General features: G+C 39.1%; 14 protein-coding genes and 1 pseudogene. 10 read left to right on the forward strand and 5 right to left on the reverse strand.

From position 1 onward, the window contains the following. The first annotated feature begins 13 nt into the window (after positions 1-13). Together glgA and glgP are read left to right on the forward strand one after the other, a co-directional pair. Positions 14-1,444 carry a glycogen synthase GlgA gene (gene glgA / locus JFU18_RS18730; RefSeq protein WP_201034439.1) on the forward strand — a complete coding sequence of 477 codons (1,431 nt, stop codon included), beginning with the start codon at positions 14-16 and terminating at the stop codon, positions 1,442-1,444. An 18-nt stretch (positions 1,445-1,462) separates the two neighbouring features. Continuing rightward, positions 1,463-3,871: a glycogen phosphorylase gene (gene glgP / locus JFU18_RS18735; RefSeq protein WP_201034438.1), complete on the forward strand. Its 2,409-nt coding sequence runs from the start codon at positions 1,463-1,465 to the stop codon at positions 3,869-3,871. Between the two features lie 157 nt (positions 3,872-4,028). On the opposite strand, the gene JFU18_RS30230 is transcribed toward glgP, so the two are convergent. Both JFU18_RS30230 and JFU18_RS18740 read right to left on the reverse strand, forming a co-directional pair. Then, positions 4,029-4,163, reverse strand: coding sequence for a hypothetical protein (locus JFU18_RS30230; RefSeq protein WP_000911070.1), 135 nt, complete (start codon positions 4,161-4,163; stop codon positions 4,029-4,031). 76 nt (positions 4,164-4,239) lie between these two features. Beyond that, positions 4,240-4,962: a lipase family protein gene (locus JFU18_RS18740; protein WP_002034520.1), complete on the reverse strand. Its 723-nt coding sequence runs from the start codon at positions 4,960-4,962 to the stop codon at positions 4,240-4,242. A 142-nt stretch (positions 4,963-5,104) separates the two neighbouring features. Here JFU18_RS18740 and JFU18_RS18745 point away from each other — a divergent pair. Next, positions 5,105-5,191 (forward strand): annotated as a pseudogene (locus JFU18_RS18745) (MerR family DNA-binding transcriptional regulator); the annotation flags it as partial. A gap of 79 nt (positions 5,192-5,270) precedes the next feature. Here JFU18_RS18745 and JFU18_RS18750 read toward each other — a convergent pair. After that, on the reverse strand, positions 5,271-6,053 hold the full coding sequence (locus tag JFU18_RS18750; RefSeq protein WP_002015806.1) for a TIGR00266 family protein: 783 nt from the start codon (positions 6,051-6,053) through the stop codon (positions 5,271-5,273). A 321-nt stretch (positions 6,054-6,374) separates the two neighbouring features. Here JFU18_RS18750 and cspD point away from each other — a divergent pair, with 321 nt between their 5' ends. Further along, a complete protein-coding gene (gene cspD, locus JFU18_RS18755; protein WP_001193051.1) occupies positions 6,375-6,575 on the forward strand; it encodes a cold-shock protein CspD in 201 nt (66 codons plus the stop codon). Positions 6,576-6,618: 43 nt separating this feature from the next. On the opposite strand, the gene JFU18_RS18760 is transcribed toward cspD, so the two are convergent. Together JFU18_RS18760 and JFU18_RS18765 are read right to left on the reverse strand one after the other, a co-directional pair. After that, positions 6,619-7,350, reverse strand: coding sequence for a yteA family sporulation protein (locus JFU18_RS18760; protein ID WP_201032000.1), 732 nt, complete (start codon positions 7,348-7,350; stop codon positions 6,619-6,621). A 124-nt stretch (positions 7,351-7,474) separates the two neighbouring features. Then, positions 7,475-8,428 carry a 1,4-dihydroxy-2-naphthoate polyprenyltransferase gene (locus JFU18_RS18765; protein WP_002015811.1) on the reverse strand — a complete coding sequence of 318 codons (954 nt, stop codon included), beginning with the start codon at positions 8,426-8,428 and terminating at the stop codon, positions 7,475-7,477. A 193-nt stretch (positions 8,429-8,621) separates the two neighbouring features. Here JFU18_RS18765 and JFU18_RS18770 point away from each other — a divergent pair, with 193 nt between their 5' ends. The 6 genes from JFU18_RS18770 to menC all read left to right on the forward strand — a co-directional run bounded on the left by JFU18_RS18770 (position 8,622) and on the right by menC (position 16,469). Then, positions 8,622-10,016 (forward strand): isochorismate synthase, encoded by a 1,395-nt coding sequence (locus JFU18_RS18770; RefSeq protein WP_201034437.1) that lies wholly within the window; start codon positions 8,622-8,624, stop codon positions 10,014-10,016. Beyond that, complete coding sequence (gene menD / locus JFU18_RS18775; protein WP_201031998.1) at positions 10,013-11,767, forward strand: 2-succinyl-5-enolpyruvyl-6-hydroxy-3-cyclohexene-1-carboxylic-acid synthase; 1,755 nt, start codon at positions 10,013-10,015, stop codon at positions 11,765-11,767. The genes JFU18_RS18770 and menD overlap by 4 nt, the downstream gene beginning before the upstream one ends. After that, entirely contained in the window at positions 11,764-12,576 is an 813-nt protein-coding gene (menH, locus tag JFU18_RS18780) for a 2-succinyl-6-hydroxy-2,4-cyclohexadiene-1-carboxylate synthase (protein ID WP_201034436.1), read from the forward strand. The genes menD and menH overlap by 4 nt, the downstream gene beginning before the upstream one ends. Positions 12,577-12,644: 68 nt before the next feature. Continuing rightward, positions 12,645-13,463 carry a 1,4-dihydroxy-2-naphthoyl-CoA synthase gene (gene menB / locus JFU18_RS18785; RefSeq protein ID WP_002089233.1) on the forward strand — a complete coding sequence of 273 codons (819 nt, stop codon included), beginning with the start codon at positions 12,645-12,647 and terminating at the stop codon, positions 13,461-13,463. Positions 13,464-13,916: 453 nt separating this feature from the next. Next, positions 13,917-15,362, forward strand: a complete 1,446-nt coding sequence (locus JFU18_RS18790) for an o-succinylbenzoate--CoA ligase (protein ID WP_201034435.1) — start codon at positions 13,917-13,919, stop codon at positions 15,360-15,362. Further along, positions 15,363-16,469 (forward strand): o-succinylbenzoate synthase, encoded by a 1,107-nt coding sequence (menC, locus tag JFU18_RS18795; protein ID WP_201034434.1) that lies wholly within the window; start codon positions 15,363-15,365, stop codon positions 16,467-16,469. Positions 16,470-16,583: the final 114 nt, after the last annotated feature.

A 16,583-nucleotide genomic window follows, 5' to 3' on the forward strand; every position in this document is an offset into this window, starting at 1 on the left:
AGTGGAACAACAGGTGAATATTTTATTTGCAGTATCAGAATGTGTACCGTTTATTAAATCCGGAGGTCTAGCTGATGTAGCAGGAGCGCTTCCAAAAGAATTAAAAAAATTAGGAGTGAATGTTCGCATTATACTTCCAAACTACAGTCTTATCCCGAAAGAGTTAAGAGAAGGATGTACGCTTCATAAAGTAATTAGCGTTCCCCTTGGATGGAGAAATCAATATTGCGGGATTTTAAAAGGTGAGCAGGACGGGATTACGTATTACTTAATAGACAATGAATATTATTTTAAGAGAGATTCTCTATATGGCCATTATGATGATGGGGAGCGTTTTTCTTATTTTTCAAAAGCAGTTTTAGAGTGTATTCCGCATCTTGATTTCGAAGTAGATGTTCTTCATAGCCATGATTGGCATACAGCTATGGTTAATTTCTTACTTCGTGAAAAGTATCAAGATAACCCGTTATATGAGCATATTAAAACGGTATATACGATTCATAACTTGCAGTTCCAAGGTGTGTTTCCTCCTGAAGTGATGTACGACTTACTGGAGCTTGGTCATGAATATCTTCATAGTGAACAGCTTGAGTTTTATGGAAACGTGAACTTTATGAAAGGCGGTATTATCGCATCTGACCAAATTACAGCGGTTAGCCCGACATATAAAGAAGAGATTCAATATGAGTTTTTCGGTGAGAAGTTAGATGGATTGCTACGAAAGCATAACGATAAGCTTAGTGGCATTGTAAATGGAATTGATACGAGCGTATATAATCCAGAAACAGATCCATATATTACGGCTCAGTATAGTGCAGAATCGCTAGATGAAAAGAATGAAAATAAACGCGCATTGCAGCGTTATTTTGGTTTACCAGAAAAAGAAGATACACCAGTTATTTCGATGGTAACACGATTAACGAAACAAAAGGGGCTTGATCTAGTACGTACTGTATTCCGTGAAATAATGGAAGAAGATGTACAATGTATTATTTTAGGATCAGGCGATTCTGAATACGAGCAGTTCTTTGAATGGATGGCATACGAGTATCCAGAAAAGGTAAAAGTATATATTGGGTTTAATGAAGCGTTAGCGCACCAAGTGTACGCGGGAAGCGATTTGTTTTTAATGCCATCGCTGTTTGAACCGTGTGGACTTGGACAACTTATTGCGCTAGCATATGGCACGATTCCAATTGTAAGAGAAACAGGCGGATTAAATGATACTGTACATTCTTACGATGAGGACACTGGAATTGGGAATGGCTTTAGCTTTACGAATTTTAATGCGCATGACATGTTACATACGATTCTTCGTGCAATTGAGTTTTATCAAGATAAACCGGTATGGGATAAGCTTGTAAAGCAAGCGATGACTGAAGATTATAGCTGGGGGAAATCTGCTCTTGCATACAAGAAATTGTATAAAAGTCTCATGGAATAACATTGAGGTGGTGAAAAAATGTTTACTCATGTTGAAAGCTTCAAATCCGCTTTTCTAGAAAAATTAGAAACGATGTATGGGAAAAGTTTCAAAGATTCTACAACTCGTGATCAGTATAATACGCTCGGTCATATGGTACGTGAGTATATGAATAGTCAATGGATTGCAACGAATGAAAGTTATCGTTCTGGAGATCAAAAACAAATGTATTATTTATCCATTGAATTTTTACTTGGGCGTTTACTAGGCAGTAACATATTAAATTTAGGCATTCGAGATGTATGTGAAAAAGGACTTTTTGAACTTGGAATTTCTTTGCACGAGTTAGAAGAGATTGAAGCAGATGCTGGCCTTGGTAACGGCGGACTTGGACGTTTAGCAGCCTGTTTCCTTGATTCACTTGCATCTTTAAACTTACCAGGTCATGGCTGTGGAATTCGTTACAAACACGGCTTATTTGATCAAAAAATTGTTGATGGTTATCAAGTTGAATTTCCAGAACAGTGGCTTCTTCATGAAAACGTATGGGAAGTAAGAAGGCATGATCAAGCTGTAGAAGTAAGTTATTTCGGTAATGTTGAACCGCTATACATTGATGGGCGTTTAGAGTTCAGGCATACAAATGCAGAAGTTATTATGGCAGTACCATATGACGTTCCAGTTGTAGGGTATGAAACGAGTACTGTAAATACGCTTCGGCTTTGGAATGCGGAGCCAGTTCCTTTCCCGCAAAATTGTAAAGATATTTTGAAATATAAGCGTGAAACAGAGGCCGTATCGGAGTTTTTATATCCGGATGATACGCATGATGAGGGGAAAATACTTCGTTTAAAACAACAGTATTTCCTCGTATCAGCAAGTTTGCAAAATATCGTTCGTATGCATAGGGAGAGACACGGTAGTCTTCGTCAGTTACATGAAAAAATCGCGATTCATATAAACGATACACATCCGGTTCTAGCAATTCCAGAACTTATGCGTATTTTATTAGACGAAGAAAAATTGACATGGGAAGAAGCTTGGCACATAACAACGCAGACGATTTCCTATACGAATCATACGACGTTATCAGAAGCGCTTGAGAAGTGGCCAATTCACATTTTTAAACCGTTATTACCGAGAATTTATATGATTATTGAAGAGATTAATGAACGTTTCTGTCATGAACTTTGGGGACGTTATCCATATGAATGGCATCGTATTGAAGAGATGGCGATTATTGCGCATGATCTTGTGAAAATGGCTCATTTAGCAATTGTCGGTAGCCATAGCGTAAATGGTGTAGCAAAAATTCATACGGAAATTTTAAAGCAACGTGAAATGCGATTGTTTTATGAGTTTTATCCAGATAAGTTTAATAATAAAACGAATGGAATCGCTCATAGACGTTGGTTAATGAAGGCGAATCCGCAGCTGACAAACCTGATTTCAGAGGCGATTGGAACAGAGTGGAAGAAAGAACCGATTAAGCTTCAAGCGCTGCAAACAGTTCAACACGATGCGAGTTTCCAAGAGAAATTTGCAGAGGTAAAACAAGAGCGTAAAGAGATTTTAGCGGAGCGTATTCATAATAAAATGGGGATTACAATTGATCCTAATTCTATTTTTGATGTGCAAGTAAAAAGACTACATGCTTACAAACGACAACTATTAAACGTTCTTCATATTTTATATTTGTATAACCGTTTGAAAGAGGATGCTAGTTTTACATTTTATCCGCGTACTTTTATCTTTGGAGCGAAAGCATCACCTGGCTATTACTATGCGAAAAAAATTATTAAATTAATCAATGAACTCGCAAGGAAAGTAAATAATGATCCGTACGTAAGCCAATATATGAAAGTTATCTTTCTAGAAAACTATCGAGTGTCTTTAGCGGAAGATATATTCCCAGCTGCGGATGTGAGTGAGCAAATTTCAACTGCGAGTAAAGAAGCATCAGGAACAGGGAATATGAAATTTATGATGAATGGTGCGATTACACTCGGAACGTTAGACGGAGCTAATGTTGAAATAAAAGACCGGGTCGGTGATGATAACTGTTTCATTTTTGGTTTAACAGCGGAAGAGGTTCTTCATTACTATCAAAATGGTGGATATCGTGCAAGTGATTATTATCACCACAATATGCATATTAAAAAAGTAGTAGATCAGTTAACGAATGGTTTCTTTGCACATTCGGGAGCTGAATTTGAAGCGATTTATGATTCTCTCGTAATTCAAAATGATGAATACTTCGTTCTGCGAGATTTTGGTCCATATGCGGAAAGGCAAGAAGCTGTTGGTAGAGCGTATGAAAACCGAACGAAGTGGCTAGAAATGTCGATTTTAAATATTGCACAGTCTGGTCATTTTGCGAGTGATCGAACGATTTTACAGTATAGTAATGAGATTTGGAGTATTGGTAATGCGGTTACACAGTATTAAGTGAAAGTCCCTTTTGAAGGGACTTTTATTCATGGAGACAAAGTGTAAAAATGAATAATACGTATAGGGACGCTAAAGTGTATTCACTTTTAAAAGAGGAATATAATCACTTAAAAAACCGAGCTTAATCTCATTAAGCTCGGTTTTCTTTTTTTGCTTAAGAAAGAAATGGGATAGCGGTATATATGATACCTGTTCCATCATATTCTCCCGTCGCAAAGTATGAAAATGTAAAGAAACCTGTAAACGTAAAAATTACAATTAGAAAAAGTGCAAAGATAAATTTTAGCATGTAAGGTCCCCTCATCCAAAAATAACTTCATATATTATTATAGTATAAGGATATAGGGTTTCCAATCATTACCTGGTTAAAAATGAGAAGTCAGACATGTTTTGTATGTTGTCATGGCATGATTATTTGTAATAGATTTTGTGTTTTTTGTAAAAGTCATGTTGTGATGAACATGTGCATATTCCCAGTCTTGTTCATTAAAATGGACATTGCGCGGAGGGAGAAGAGGAACGACATCAAATAAATTAACAAAGCGAAAGCTACTAGCTACTTGTAGTTTATAATAATTACGAAATACAATATCGCCCACTTTGGGAGAGGCAAATGTATAAAGACCGTACTGTGCGAAGGCGGTGTTGATACGCGCATCGAGTATATGTAGTGTGGCGAGCGCGCCGCCTAAGCTATGGCCTGTTGCAAGAAGTTTCTTATGGGCTGGTAATGACACGAGCATATCCATAATAGAATCCCGGCAAGATTCATAAATTGAAAGAAAGCCGTTATGAACATTTCCGCTATTTAAAGCGTATGGGTATGGTCTTTGGTTGACGAGTGAATCGATAATCCAATCTGTATCTGTTTGTGTGCCTCTAAAAGCTACAATAATCGTATCTTCAGATTCTAATATGAACCCAAACCATTCCATCGTTTGAATCGCTTTTCCTTGAAAGCCTTGTACATATTGGAATCCATCAGGTATTTCAAAAATCCCATTTTGTTTATATTGTTCATACGTTAACTCACAACAAGATGCTAACAATATGGCAGTATCTTTATCAAAGGATAAAGGAGTACGCATCAAGCAAGCCCTCCTTAAGAAAAGGTATAGTTCAATATATGCAGTGAGGGACTTGATTCATTCTTTTTTGAAAAAAGGCTTGAACCTACAGTTACGTGAGGGAGTATGATTTTTGTAAACATATTGTTAGGAGGAGTGTAGGATGAGCAAAAAGGAAGGCTATTCAATTGGTGAGTTTTCAAAGAGAACAGGTATATCAATACGAACACTACAGTATTACGATGGAATATTACATGATTAAAAATGGTTTATACAGTCAAAAATAAACAGATAGTTCCCTATGAAGGGCACTATCTGTTTTTAGTGTTTTACTCTTTTCCATCTAAAAGGCGACCAAGTCCGCCTAAAACGCTACCTTCACCGCTGTTTTGAGCTGCTGGGCTTGTAAGACGTGCTGCTAAGCGGCTAAGTGTTAAGGACTGAATCCAAACCGTTCCAGGACCTTCTAGCGTTGCGAAGAATAAACCTTCGCCGCCAAATAGAGCCGTTTTTACTTTTCCAACGAATTGAACATCGTAGTTAACATCTTTCGTCATTGCAACGAGACAACCTGTATCAATGCGAAGTTTCTCGCCAGGTTTCAATTCACGCTTATATACAGTTCCGCCTGCATGCATGAAAGCTAGACCATCACCTTCAAGTTTCTGCATGATGAAACCTTCACCCCCGAAGAAACCAGTTCCTATTTTTTTAGTAAACTCAATTCCGATAGAAACACCTTTTGCGGCACAAAGAAATGCATCTTTTTGGCAGACTACTTTTCCTTGATATTCTGTTAAATCAACAGGAATAATTTTTCCAGGATAAGGAGCGGCGAATGATACGTGTCGTTTGCCATGACCTGTATTTGTAAATACAGTCATAAACATACTTTCACCCGTAACGAGACGTTTACCTGCGCCCATTAATTTACCGAATAGACCATTAGATGGTCCAGAACCATCACCGAAAATCGTTTCCATTTCGATATGATCTTCCATCATCATCATTGCGCCAGCCTCTGCGACAACGCTTTCTTCTGGATCCAATTCAATTTCAACAAACTGCATATCATCGCCATATAATTTATACTCGATTTCATGTGCTTGCATTTTTTCACCTCATCATATGTAGTAATTATATTGTACAGAAATCAAAGGAATTAGAATACTGTAGTTTTATTAATTTTTGAATAAAAATAGAATGAAAATTTAAGGTTATACTAGAATTATAAAAAACGATGGGACGAAAGTGTTCTCATTTGACGTTTTTGATATAGCATGATATAGTGAAAACACTATTGAGCTACATAATGTGGTACGGAAATAAAGCACGTTGTATTAAAGGCTGTAAGCTTGTTATACATTCATGTCCTTTATATCCACCTTTTCATGTGGATTCATAGTTTCATTTTTATTTAGGAGGTACATGACATGCAAACAGGTAAAGTTAAATGGTTTAACGGCGAAAAAGGTTTTGGCTTCATCGAAGTTGAAGGCGGAGAAGACGTATTCGTACATTTCTCAGCTATTCAAGGCGACGGCTTCAAAACTTTAGAAGAAGGTCAAGAAGTTTCTTTCGAAATCGTTGATGGAAACCGCGGACCACAAGCAGCTAACGTTACAAAAAACTAATTAGCTAGCGAAAAAAAGCATTCCGAATTTCGGAATGCTTTTTTTATGCTTTAGAACCAGACTCATCTGAAGATAATTCACCTTTAAAGGTGCGTTCTTCAAAGTCATCAAGCAATTGTTCATATTCTTCATGTTCTTCTGTTGCGAAAACTTGTGGGTTTTTTCCATACATATCTGTTCCGATAAAGTTTTCGAAATCCTCTACATACCCAACATTTTCTTCACTATTTACGTACATGCCATTATAGTTTTTTGAATCCTGTCTTTCTAAATCGGATGGTGTTTCTGATGTTCCGTAATTTGCGACGTCTTGCCAAGCATCTTCAGCATCGTACTCTACAGAATGATCTTCGTCGTGCTTATGAAAAGAAGAATTTAGCACCTCTTCTTCAACTGGGCGCGCCTTCATATCTAATTTATTTGTAGTGTGCTGAATACACGTTGTAGCAGTTGGCATTGCTTCTAATCTTTCAAATGGAATTTCCTCACCAGACACTTCGCAAATTCCGTACGTACCAGCTTCAATTTTTTGCAGAGCATGTTTCGTATCTTCTAACTGTTTATGCCAAAATTCGATGAGTCCGAAATCTTTCTCACGTTCGTACAATTCTGTAGCCATATCACCTGGATGGTTGTCATAGCTAGACAATTCTCCTACTGAATCACGTTCAGATGCACGGTTTTCATCTTCATGAGTTTGTATCGTTTGTTCAACTTCTTGCTGTTGTTTTTCTAGAATAGATTTAAATTGATTTATTTGTTGTGGAGTTAACATAGTCGTCCACCTTCCTACAATTCAGTTTCTTTACATAGTATGAGCGTTGAGAGTAGGAATTATGAGATGAATTTCAGCCGGGAAGTCGGTATATGAAAAAAGGAGCCGCATAAGCAGCTCCTTTCTATAGGAAGTATCCAAGCAATAATCCGATTCCCATTAGGAGACCGAAAATTGTATTTGTTTTTGCTGTTGAAATCATCGCAGGTACCATTTCCATTGGAATGCTTTTGCCGATAAAGCCTTTCGTCGCTTTAAATGCTTTCGGTACACTTAAGAATACGATAAGCATCCATGGTGATACGATGTTAACGATGATTAAAGCGATTGTCCAAATGTAGGCAACGATAAACATAGAAGCAAGTACACCAACGGCTCTTTCGCGTCCAACGAGAATTGCTAACGTTTTACGACCATTTTCTTTATCACCATCTAAATCACGAATATTGTTAGATAGTAAAATTGCACCAATTAAAATGGAGCTTGGAATAGATAATAAAATCACTTCTGATGTTACTGCGCCTGTTTGGATAAAGAATGAAATACCAATAATAATGACACCCATAAATAATCCTGCTGTTAGCTCTCCAAATGGTGTGTACGCAATTGGAATGGGGCCACCAGTGTAAAGGTAAGCAACGGCCATACAAACAAGACCGATTGCAGCAAGCCACCAGCTAGAGTTCATACAAATATAAACACCTAATAGCGTTGCAATGCCTAAAAATCCGAATGCTAAGTTAAGCACGGTTTTTGGTTTAATGCCATCGCGGACGATAGCACCTCCGATTCCAACTGAACCTTCATGATCGAGTCCTCTTTTATAATCAAAGTATTCATTAAACATGTTCGTTGCTGCTTGAATGAGAAGGCAAGCAAGAAGCATCATAAAGAAAAGAGGAAGATGTATTTGATTTATACCTCCGACCTGCATTGCAAAAGCTGTTCCGATGAAAACAGGAACGAAAGCTGCTGTTAATGTATGGGGACGTAATAAACTCCACCAAATTCGCCAGCCTGTTTGTTTACTTGGCTTTGGCGCCGTAGGAGAGGAATTCGTTTCGACGTTCATTTCCATGTTGAATCCTCCTTGGTCACATATTGTACACAATTAAGTGTAGAAAAAGCATCATTTAGTGTCAACGTTTATTTTCTAGGAAGAGAAGGTGAATTTCTCAGAAATGCTAAACGTTGACAGGCCTTTCCTTTGAGGTGTATCTTAAAATCAAGCGTAATTATGACTATTTTTCGCCCATAGGGGGGAGACAATTGTGATTCAAACGAAACGAAAAGGCTTACAAGAAGTTCTTGTTACAGCTATTAAGCGTACGACTGATGAAAAAACATTAGTTAGTTTTGTAAAACAAATAGATTGGGTGGATCCACTTCTGTTTTATGCAGCAGGAAAAAGGATCGCATTCGAAAATAGATGTTATTTTGCAGACCCAGCTCAGCATGTAATATTTGCTGGAATTGGCTCTGTTTTCACTATAGCAAATTCTTCTCACAAACGCTTTCAAACTGCTCGTGACGAGTGGGATAAAGTAAAGGAGAAAGCATTCGTACAAAGAGAAGGATACGAATTTGGAACAGGTCCTCTTTTATTTGGTGGATTTTCATTTGACCAAGAAAAAGAAAAAACGAATCTTTGGAAAGAATTTGATGATACCACATTTTCACTACCAGCATTTTTATTAACTGTAAAAAATGAAAAGGCGTGGTTAACGATTAATCAGTTCGTTTCAGCTGAAGATTGTGCAGAAACTCTTTATAACGAAATTATTTCTGTAGAAGAGAGAATTTTACAAGAGAGTAAATGTGCACTAGTAGGATCAAAATTAACAGTTACTTCTAAAGTAGAAGTTGATCCGAGTGGCTGGATGAACGCGATTGGAAAAGTGCAGCATGAAATGAAGCAAGGGAACGTGCAGAAGGTTGTATTAGCAAGGGAGCTAAAATTAACGATGGATCAGCATATTGATTCCGTTCTTGTTTTAGAAGCGCTTCGCATTGGGCAACCGGATTGTTACGTATTTTCTTTTGATTATAAAGGAGCATGCTTCTTAGGGGCGACACCTGAGCGATTGATTCGAAAAGAAGGCGAGAAGTTCACATCGATGTGCCTTGCTGGTTCAATTGGTCATGGCAATTCTATAGAAGAAAGTAAACAAAATGGTGAGACGCTTCTTCATGATGAAAAGAATTTGGCTGAACACGGTTATGTAGTTAACATGATTCGAGGTGTGCTAAGTGAGCATTGCGAATCTGTTAATATTCCGGAGAGCCCAGGCTTATTAACGACGAAAAATTTAATCCATTTATATACGCCAGTAGAAGCAAAAGGTGATGCAAGTCTTTTAACGATGGTAGAAGAATTACATCCAACACCAGCTCTTGGTGGTACACCTCGTCATGAGGCGTTGAAATTAATTCGTGATGTAGAGCTTTTAGATAGAGGATTATATGGTGCACCAATTGGCTTTATAGATGATGAAGGAAATGGTGAATTTGCGGTTGCACTTCGCTGCGGATTATTAAATGGCGAGAAGGCATCCTTGTTTGCCGGCTGTGGTATCGTAATTGATTCAGTAGCGCAGCTTGAATATGAAGAAACAAGTTTGAAGTTTAGACCGATGCTTGGTGCTTTGGAGGAATTAATGAAATGAACAATCATATAGAAGCATTATCATATTATTTAGGCGCGTTCGTGGACGAACTGACGCGTCTAAATGTATGTGATGTTGTCATTAGTCCTGGCTCACGGTCAACGCCGATTGCCTTACTAATGGAACAACATGAAGGAATGAAAACATATTTACATGTAGACGAAAGATCAGCAGGATTTTTTGCGCTCGGTATTGCGAAAGCAAAAAAACGTCCTGTTGCGCTATTATGTACGTCAGGGACGGCAGCAGCGAACTATTATCCAGCTGTATGTGAAGCGTTTCATTCACGAGTGCCGCTTATCGTATTAACAGCGGATAGACCGCATGAATTAAGAGATGTGGGTGCACCACAGGCGATGAATCAATTTAATTTATACGGTACTTTTGTGAAGCAATTTACAGAGATGGCACTTCCTGAAGCGAGTGAAGCAATGTATCATTACGCTCGAATGACAACGCAGCGTACGATAGCAAGCGCACTTCTAGCGCCGCAAGGACCTGTTCATCTTAATTTTCCAGTTCGCGAGCCGCTTATACCGGATTTCTCATTAGAAAGTTTATGGGATAAAGGGCGTGGTGAATATACAGGAGTAGTTCAGCAAGGGAACGTGACGATGCCGAGTGAATATGTAGATTCTCTTGTAGGGCGCCTTTCACATATGGAAAAGGGGCTTATTATTTGTGGAGACGGCAGTCATCCAGAAATAACAGAAGTTGTTATGAAAGTAGCTGAGAAAACAGGGTATCCAATTTTAGCAGATCCACTTTCTAACCTCCGTAGTGGTAATCATGATAAAACGATGGTTATAGATTGTTACGATACATTTTTACGAAATGAATTGTTAAAAGAAACGTGGAAGCCGAATGTTTTAATTCGTTTCGGAGGAATGCCTGTCTCTAAAGCATTAACGCAGTTCATTAAAAAACAAACGAAAGCTGTTCATATCGTTGTTGATGAATCTGGACAATGGAGAGATCCAGCTCTAGTTGCGACAGAAGTTGTACAAGCTAGTGACAGTGAATTTTGCAGAGCATTACTAGAGAAAATGCCAGTTATGAAAAAGAATGATTGGTTCGGAATGTGGAAACATATAAACGAGAAAACGAGAGAAACGCTTCGTGAGATGGAAACATATGAAACGGCGTTTGAAGGAAAAGTAGTTACGGATATTGTACGTGTATTACCAGAAGGGGCAACGTTATTTGCGAGTAATAGTATGCCAATTCGCGATACCGATTCATTTTTCTTCACATCGGATAAAAACATTCAAGTAATGGCGAACCGCGGTGTAAATGGTATTGATGGAATCATTTCAACAGCTTTAGGAGCGAGTATTATTTGTGATCCGCTCGTATTAGTAATCGGTGATTTATCATTTTATCACGATTTAAACGGACTATTAGCCGCGAAACTACATGAGTTAAATATAACGATTGTTGTTGTAAATAATGATGGTGGAGGTATTTTCTCATTCTTACCACAATACGAGAAAAAGGAACATTTCGAATCATTATTTGGAACACCAATTGGGCTTGATTATGAACATGTTGTCAAAATGTATGGTGGTTCATTTAGCCGTGTAAATGGTTGGGAAAACTTCCGAGAAGAAGTACAAACTGGAACGAAAACGAATGGATTACATGTTGTGGAAATTTGTACGAATCGCGAAGAAAACTTGAAATTACATCGTGAACTATGGGCAAAAACAATGGACGTTATTACTACATCTTTGCAAGGTGAATCAAAATGAAAGTAACATTGCAAGGTGTATCGTATGAATATGAAGTAGCCGGAAGCGGGGAACCACTTCTACTTCTTCATGGTTTTACGGGAAGCATGGAAACGTGGGATTCCTTTATTCCTTCTTGGAGCGAGCAGTTTCAAGTCATTCTAGTAGACATTGTTGGACACGGGAAAACGGAAAGTCCTGAAGATGTGACGCATTATGATATTCAAAATGTGGCGCTGCAAATGAAAGAACTACTGGATCATCTTCATATTGAAAATGCACATGTACTTGGCTATTCAATGGGTGGTAGACTTGCGATTACGATGGCATGCTTATATCCAGAATATGTGCGTTCGCTTCTTTTAGAAAACTGTACAGCTGGACTTGAGAGTGCAAAGGAGCGAAAAGAACGCAAGGAAAAAGATGAACGACTTGCCGATAAAATTGAGCAAGAAGGCATCCGAAGTTTTGTATCGATGTGGGAAAATATTCCGCTATTTGAAACGCAAAAACGTTTAGTGCAAAACGTAAAAGAAGCGGTGCGAAAAGAACGACTTGCTAATGATCCAAAAGGACTTGCAAATAGTCTTCGCGGCATGGGAACAGGGGCTCAACCTTCATGGTGGAACGAATTGCAAAACCTAAAAATGCCTGTCCTTTTAATGAATGGAGAAAGCGATGAAAAGTTCTTTCGCCTATTAAAAAACATCAAAAAATGCATCCCTCATGCGAAATTTGTCAAAATTGATGGGGCTGGCCATGCAATTCATGTGGAACAACCGGAAAAGTTTGATACAATAGTAAAGGGATTTCTAAAAACTATGCAGTGATACTTTTTTCAGCAAGAAGGAAGTTGCACTTATAGCGGAGATCAGAAATATAAAAGGAGGTAATAGTAATGACTATTGAATGGGTAAAAGAAGGCAATTACGAAGATATTATTTATTCAACATACAATGGCATCGCAAAGATTTCGATTAACCGCCCTGAAGTACATAATGCATTCCGTCCTAAAACGGTAATGGAGTTAATCAATGCTTTTGCACACGCTCGTGATGATGCAAATGTTGGCGTTATCATTTTAACAGGTGAAGGTGGACGTGCATTCTGTTCTGGCGGCGACCAAAAAGTTCGCGGTCATGGTGGCTATGTAGGTGACGACCAAATCCCACGTTTAAACGTATTAGACTTACAACGTCTAATTCGCGCAATCCCTAAACCGGTTATCGCAATGGTAGCAGGTTATGCAATCGGTGGTGGACACGTACTTCATATCGTATGTGACTTAACAATCGCTGCAGACAATGCTGTATTCGGACAAACTGGTCCTAAAGTAGGAAGCTTTGACGGTGGATACGGAGCTGGTTACTTAGCTCGTATGGTAGGCCACAAGAAAGCTCGCGAAATTTGGTACCTATGCCGTCAATACAGCGCACAAGAAGCGCTTGATATGGGCTTAGTAAACACAGTAGTACCATTAGAAGAACTTGAAGCAGAAACAGTACAATGGTCACAAGAAATTTTAGCAAACAGCCCAATGGCACTTCGTTTCCTAAAAGCTGCATTCAACGCAGACACAGACGGTTTAGCTGGTATTCAACAACTAGCTGGAGACGCAACGTTATTGTACTACACAACTGACGAAGCAAAAGAAGGCCGCGACGCGTTCAAAGAAAAACGCACTCCGGACTTCGGTCAATTCCCTCGTTTCCCGTGATCAAACCAAAAGCGGAAGCGGCTCGCTTAGAATGTGAGGGGGATGGAGCTTCTGACAAAGAGGCGCTTTTTGCCTCGTAGGAAGAAGTGAAGCCACCGAACATTCTAGCCGCTGTAGCTGGATGAAACCAAAAGCGGAAGCGGCTCGCTTAGAACAAGAGGGCGTTGGAACTCCTGACGTAGAGGCGTTTTTTGCCTCGTAGGAAGGCGTGAAACGACCGACTGTTCTAGCCGCTGTAGCTGGATGTTTTAAAAGCGGAGCCGACTGTTTAGCCTCGTAGGCTAAGGTTCTTTCGCACAGAAAGTGTTTTTTACTTTCTCGTGCGGAAGGTTCTTAGACGGAAGCGGCTCGCACACAATGTGAGACGCTCCTAAAAGATCACACCGGAAACAAAACAACTAAGAGACTTGATGTCATATCAGGTCTCTTTCTTTCATGAAAGGAGAATGAGTGATGGAGACGATGCCGAATTGGTTAATGCAACGTGCATTTTTAACACCTGATCGCACTGCAATTGAAATTGAAGAGGAGAAGGTTACTTTCGTGCAGCTGCATGAAAAAGTAGTATCTGTTTGTGAACACCTCACGCATGTAGGAGTGAAGCGGGCGCAAAAGGTGGCTGTTCTGATGAAAAATGGTATGGAGATGATTACAGTTATTCACGCCCTATCTTACATAGGTGCAGTAGCTGTGCTTTTAAATACGCGTCTTTCAAGAGAAGAGCTACTTTGGCAAATGGATGATGCGGAAGTTGTTTGTTTAGTGACGGATCAAGAGTTTGAGACGGAAAATGTTCCAGTATGTTCATTTGCTGAAGTGATGCAAGGACCGAAGGCGGAAGCATTTATACAAGAAGAATTCTCTTTAGAAGAAGCGATGACAATTATTTATACGTCAGGGACGACAGGGAAACCGAAAGGCGTTGTTTTAACGTACGGTAACCACTGGGCAAGTGCAGTCGGTTCTTCGCTTAATTTAGGGCTTCGTGATGATGATTGTTGGTTAGCTTGTATGCCAATGTTCCACGTTGGCGGGTTATCTCTTTTAATGAAAAATATTATGTACGGTATGCGCATTTTACTCGTTCCAAAATATGATGCTAATTTTATTCATAAAGCACTTCAAACGAGAGGCGTTACGATTATTTCTGTCGTTTCTAAAATGCTAACAGATTTATTAGAACGACTTGGCGAAGGTACATATCCATCTTCTTTACGATGCATGTTACTTGGGGGAGGACCAGCACCGAAGCCGTTATTAGAAACATGTGTGGAAAAAGGAATTCCTGTGTATCAAACGTACGGTATGACAGAAACATCATCGCAAATTTGTACGTTAACAGCAGATTACATGTTAACGAAAGTAGGATCAGCCGGAAAACCACTATTTCAGTGTCAGCTTCGTATTGAAAAAGACGGCGTAGTTGTGCCGCCCCGTGCTGAAGGAGAAATTGTAGTAAAAGGACCGAACGTAACAGGTGGCTACTTTAACCGTGAAGATGCGACGCATGAGGCGATCAGAAATGGATGGCTTCATACTGGTGACCTCGGTTATTTAGATGAAGAAGGATTTTTATACGTATTAGATCGCCGCAGTGATTTAATTATTTCTGGCGGAGAAAATATATATCCAGCTCAAATTGAAGAAGTATTGCTCTCTCATCCGGCGGTAGCAGAAGCGGGTGTTGTCGGTATGGCTGACGAAAGTTGGGGACAAGTACCAGCTGCTTTTGTTGTAAAAAGTGTAGACGTAACAGAAGAAGAAATTCTTCGTTTTTGCGAAGAGAAATTAGCGAAATATAAAGTGCCGAAGAAAGCATGTTTCTTAGAGGAATTACCACGAAATGCTTCGAAGAAATTGTTAAGACGAGAGTTAAGACAATTAGTGGAGGAGATGTAGGTGGAAATAAAAAAAGCGACACTTTATATAACGGAAATGCCGCTCATTATCCCGTTTGCGGCAAGTTACGGGACTTATGAAAAGCGTGAAAGTATCGTCATTGAATTAGAAGATACAGATGGATACATTGGTTTTGGTGAAGTCGTTGCATTTTCTGAACCGTGGTATACGGAGGAAACGGTGAAGACAGCGCTGCATGTACTTCAGGATTTTTTATTACTAGATTTATTGAAAGCTGAAATCTCTCATCCGAATGAAGTACCGTCTTTGTTCAAACATATAAAGAGAAACCGAATGGCAAAGGCCGGAATTGAAGGTGCTGTTTGGGATTTATATGCGAAGCGTCAAAAGCAGTCGTTAGCGATATTGCTTGGCGGAAATAGGTCTGAAATTGAAGTCGGCGTTGTGATTGGGATCAATACAATTCCCGTTATGTTAAAACAAATCGAGAAGTACGCGGAAGAAGGATACGAGCGCTTTAAAGTGAAAATAAAGCCAGAACATGATTACGAATTACTGAAAGAAATTCGCAAAGAGTTTCCGAACATCCCGTTAATGGCTGATGCAAATTCAGCTTATACATTAGCGGATACGGAGAAGTTGAAACGACTAGATGAATTTAGGCTTATGATGATTGAACAACCGTTAGCGGATTACGATTTTCTGGATCATGCACAACTGCAAAAGAAAATTGAGACACCGATTTGTTTAGATGAAAGCATCCATAGTTTAGAAGACGCACGTGTTGCGATTACGCTTGGCAGTTGCCGCGTCGTTAATATTAAACCAGGGCGAGTGGGCGGATTAACAGAGTCCGTTCAAATCCATAATTATTGTATGGAGCATAACATACCAGTTTGGTGCGGTGGCATGGTAGAAATGGGAATTTCACGAGCTCAAAATGTTGCACTCGCTTCATTGCCAAACTTTACGATTCCTGGAGATATATCTGCTTCTAGTAGACATTGGGAGAAGGATATCATTTCACCGGAAGTGATGCTTGAAGGCGGAAAAGTAAGGGTACCGCAAAGTATTGAACGTGAGTATGAAGTAGATCGAGGCAGGTTGGAAGAAATAACAAAGCAGCGGATTATTTTTGAGCGATGAATAGGAGCTTTTATTAGTACTGACTACCTGCAAATAGCGGGATGATTTTCTCGTTAATTTTCGGTAAGTCGATATATTTAAAAAATCGCCGATATAATTTCATTTATCAAGGTT

Source organism: Bacillus sp. TH22 (assembly GCF_016651015.1).
GTDB classification, from domain to species: Bacteria; Bacillota; Bacilli; order Bacillales; family Bacillaceae_G; genus Bacillus_A; species Bacillus_A mycoides.

Coding starts and splice junctions, on each gene's coding strand:
- menH (WP_201034436.1), top strand. CDS start 11,764: ATGAAAGTAACATTGCAAGGTGTATCGTATGAATATGAAGTAGCCGGA.
- JFU18_RS18760 (WP_201032000.1), bottom strand. CDS start 7,350: ATGTTAACTCCACAACAAATAAATCAATTTAAATCTATTCTAGAAAAA.
- cspD (WP_001193051.1), top strand. CDS start 6,375: ATGCAAACAGGTAAAGTTAAATGGTTTAACGGCGAAAAAGGTTTTGGC.
- JFU18_RS18790 (WP_201034435.1), top strand. CDS start 13,917: ATGGAGACGATGCCGAATTGGTTAATGCAACGTGCATTTTTAACACCT.
- JFU18_RS18765 (WP_002015811.1), bottom strand. CDS start 8,428: ATGGAAATGAACGTCGAAACGAATTCCTCTCCTACGGCGCCAAAGCCA.
- JFU18_RS30230 (WP_000911070.1), bottom strand. CDS start 4,163: ATGCTAAAATTTATCTTTGCACTTTTTCTAATTGTAATTTTTACGTTT.
- JFU18_RS18750 (WP_002015806.1), bottom strand. CDS start 6,053: ATGCAAGCACATGAAATCGAGTATAAATTATATGGCGATGATATGCAG.
- menD (WP_201031998.1), top strand. CDS start 10,013: ATGAACAATCATATAGAAGCATTATCATATTATTTAGGCGCGTTCGTG.
- glgP (WP_201034438.1), top strand. CDS start 1,463: ATGTTTACTCATGTTGAAAGCTTCAAATCCGCTTTTCTAGAAAAATTA.
- menB (WP_002089233.1), top strand. CDS start 12,645: ATGACTATTGAATGGGTAAAAGAAGGCAATTACGAAGATATTATTTAT.
- JFU18_RS18740 (WP_002034520.1), bottom strand. CDS start 4,962: ATGCGTACTCCTTTATCCTTTGATAAAGATACTGCCATATTGTTAGCA.